Consider the following 3,536-nt stretch of genomic DNA (forward strand, 5'->3'; position numbering starts at 1 on the left):
GCTAACGGGAGGTGGAGAGATAGTGGAAAGCACTGCCGAAAGGTTGAGAAAAGAAGGCAGAGAAGAAGGTAGAAAAGAGGGCAGGAAAGAAGGTATGGCGAAAACTTTTACATCACAACTAAAAAAGAAATTTTCCGGTGAGCTACCAGAAGATATAAAACAGTCAATGGAAAAAGCCGATAAGGAAGATTTAATCAAAATTAGAGATAATATATTCAATATAGAAGATATAGATGATGTAAGAGAACTTTTGAAAGAAGAGTAGCAGCCAGGGGCGGGCAGGACTGTGCTGCTGCATTTAAGATAGCTTGAGCAGCCGCATAAACTGTCCGCCCTTAAAGACGCCCCTGTTAATATCGACCACCGCTATAATAAAAGCCTCTAAATCACCCCCGATCAATTTTCCCTTAGTAATAAAGAGGCAAATCAGGTGCTGACATAAAGCCAGAAATATGATAACATATCTTATGTATAGAAAAACCAAAACTTTCTAAAAATAAATCTTAAGGTACAGGAGGTAACATAAATGGACCACCTGGACAAACTGGAAAACAAAAGCATACATATTTTACGCGAAGCCTACAGCGAATTCGATAACCTGGCCATGCTGTGGTCAGTAGGCAAAGACAGCACCGTGATGTTATGGCTGGCCCGCAAAGCCTTTTTCGGCCATGTACCCCTGCCTTTAGTGCACATAGATACCGGCTATATGATACCCGAGATGATAGAGCACAGAGACAAACTGGCCCGGGAATGGGAGCTGGAGATGATCTACGGCGTCAACGAGGAAGCCCTGGAGGAGAACAGGACATTCCCCGAAGGAGATGCCACCCATTTAGAGTGCTGTGAGAATATGAAAACAGAGGCCCTGAAGAGAACCCTGGACGGCAGCTGGCCTCGATACAGGTTAAACCACAATACCGGAGAATACGAATTGGATGACAATAAAGAACCCTATACCGGAGTGATAGTGGGCGGCCGGGCCGATGAAGAAGGGTCGAGGTCCAAGGAAAGATACTTCTCCGCCCGGGATGAAAATAACGACTGGCATGTGAGTGAACAGCCCCCCGAGTTCTGGAGCCAGTACAAGACCGACTTTGCCCCTGGCACCCATGTGCGCATCCATCCCATCCTGGACTGGACAGAGGTCGATATCTGGGAATATATCCAGAGGGAGAATATACCGATTGTCTCTCTCTATTTTGATCAGGGTGAGGGGGAGCGCTATCGTTCACTGGGCTGTTATCCCTGCACCGATACCGTGGAGTCCACCGCCAGGAATGTGGAGGAAGTTGTAGACGAGCTTAAATCAGGCAAGTTTTCCGATATAGCGGAAAGAGACGGCAGAGCTCAGGATGAAGAGGACGGCGGCGGCCTGGAATCACTGCGCAGAGAGGGGTATATGTAATATGCAGACAGAGACAGGAACAGAAGAACAGGATATTAAGCTGGTAATGGCCGGACACGTTGACCACGGCAAGAGCACCATCATCGGCAGACTCTTAGCCGATACCGATTCCCTGCCCGAGGGCAAGCTGGAGCAGGTAAAGGAGAACTGCCGCAAAAACTCCAAACCCTTTGAATATGCCTTCCTGCTGGATGCGCTTAAGGATGAGCAGTCCCAGGGCATCACCATAGATTCCGCCCGGGTCTTTTTTGAGACCGATTACCGGAAGTACATAATCCTGGATGCTCCCGGTCATATAGAGTTTCTCAAGAACATGGTGACCGGAGCAGCCAAAGCCGAAGCGGCCCTGCTGGTCATAGATGCCGCGGCCGGAGTGCAGGAAAACTCCCGCCGGCACGGCTACATGCTCTCCATGCTGGGCATAGACCAGATAGCAGTGCTGGTGAACAAGATGGACCTGGTGGATTATGACCGGGAAGTGTATGAGGATATCAAAGCTGAATACAGCCAGTTTCTGGAGGAAATAGATATAGAGCCGGAAACATTTGTGCCAGTAAGCGGTTTTGAGGGTGATAACCTGATAGATAATTCCGAGAATATGAGCTGGTATGAGGGCAGAACAGTGCTGGATATTCTGGAAAGTTTCGAGAACGAGAAACTCCCTGCCGACAAACCCTTTCGTCTCCCCGTACAGGATGTCTATAAGTTCACCAAAGGTGGAGATGACAGGCGGATTGTGGCCGGTACCGTCGAATCCGGCTCCATAGAGGTGGGAGATGAGATAGCTTTTTACCCCTCCGGCAAGAAAAGCGCAGTCAAGAGCATTGAGGGTTTTAATGAGCCCGAGCATAAGTCCGTGGGGGTGGGCCAAGCCACCGGCCTTACCCTGGAGGAGCAGATTTACATAACCCGGGGAGAGGTGGCCACCAAAAACGGAGAGATGAAGCCGGAGACAGGCAGCAGGCTGAGAGCCAACATCTTCTGGCTGGGTGAAGAGCCTCTAAAGAAGGATAAAACCTATGATCTCAAGCTCAATACCTCCCGCAGTAGGGCCCGATTGGAGGAGATAAAGCGGACGATAGATGCCTCCGATCTCTCCCAGCGCCAGGACAAGGAAAAGGTGGACCGCCATGATGTGGCCGAGGTGGTGCTGGACCTGGATGAGGCGATTTCCTTCGATCTCTCCGGTGAGCTTACCAACACCAGCCGCTTTGTCCTGGTCGATGATTATGAGATAGCAGGCGGCGGCATCATCCAGGAACCGCTTAAGGATGAGCACAGCTGGGTGCGAGAGAAGGTAATGCTGAGAAACTATAAGTGGGAGTCAAGCCGGATAAGCAGAGAGCGAAGAGCGGAAAAGTACAGCCAGCAGCCTACGATGGTGCTGATCACCGGGGAGGAAGATGTGGGCAAAAAGCCCACCGCCAAAGCCTTAGAGCAGCAGCTTTTCAATGACGGCAAAGTTGTTTACTTTTTGGGAATCGGCAATGTGCTGTATGGAGTCGATGCGGACATCAAACATGCCGAGGAGAACCACAAGCAGGAGCATCTAAGGCGGCTGGCCGAGGTATCGAACATCATGCTGGATGCTGGCACTATATTGATTGTGACCGCCATAGAGATAAGACAGCAGGATTTAGAGCTGATAGAGACCACCGTCGATTCCCGCCAGATAGAGACGGTGTGGATAGGTGAGAATATCACCACCGATGTAAGCTATGACCTGCATATACCGAGTTTTGAGGATGAGCAGGAATCCGCGCATAGGATAAAGCAGCTCCTGCAAGACAGAGGAATTATCTTTAAGCCCTGGTAAAGCGAGTGTGAGTGGGCGGGCAGGACTGTGCTGGTGAATCTTAGCTGTGGGGAAGGGTTTATGCTTGAATAATAGGCCAGAAATAGGATCGAGCCACAGGGAGGTGGTGAGCCGAGCGCGGGCTCAGGAAGTGCCCTCGCGAGGGAAGTGCTATTTCTTGCTCCAACGTCATCTCGGTTTTAGCCCCAAAGCTTGAGCAGCAGCATAAACTGCCCGTCCCTATTGAGGTTATCACTCTTTATAATTTTCAACAAAACCCAATCCTATGTCAGTCCTATAAATCACCGCCTATCAACCTTCTTATTACCTTAT

The 3,536-nt window shown here is 50.0% G+C and carries 2 protein-coding genes and 1 pseudogene; all 3 read left to right on the forward strand.

All coding sequences use genetic code 11. The features are described from left to right. Positions 1-265, forward strand: a pseudogene (locus BLT15_RS12845) (hypothetical protein); the annotation flags it as partial. A gap of 261 nt (positions 266-526) precedes the next feature. Next, the gene (cysD, locus tag BLT15_RS12850; RefSeq protein ID WP_089762463.1) at positions 527-1,408 is read left to right on the forward strand and encodes a sulfate adenylyltransferase subunit CysD; all 882 of its coding nucleotides are present in this window, start codon (positions 527-529) and stop codon (positions 1,406-1,408) included. A 1-nt stretch (position 1,409) separates the two neighbouring features. Continuing rightward, complete coding sequence (locus BLT15_RS12855; protein ID WP_089762465.1) at positions 1,410-3,224, forward strand: GTP-binding protein; 1,815 nt, start codon at positions 1,410-1,412, stop codon at positions 3,222-3,224. Positions 3,225-3,536: the final 312 nt, after the last annotated feature.

Source organism: Halarsenatibacter silvermanii (assembly GCF_900103135.1).
Classification (GTDB): domain Bacteria; phylum Bacillota; class Halanaerobiia; order Halanaerobiales; family Halarsenatibacteraceae; genus Halarsenatibacter; species Halarsenatibacter silvermanii.

Bases quoted from the DNA above. Each gene is read 5' to 3' on its own strand.
- cysD (WP_089762463.1), top strand. From the start codon at position 527: ATGGACCACCTGGACAAACTGGAAAACAAAAGCATACATATTTTACGC.
- BLT15_RS12855 (WP_089762465.1), top strand. From the start codon at position 1,410: ATGCAGACAGAGACAGGAACAGAAGAACAGGATATTAAGCTGGTAATG.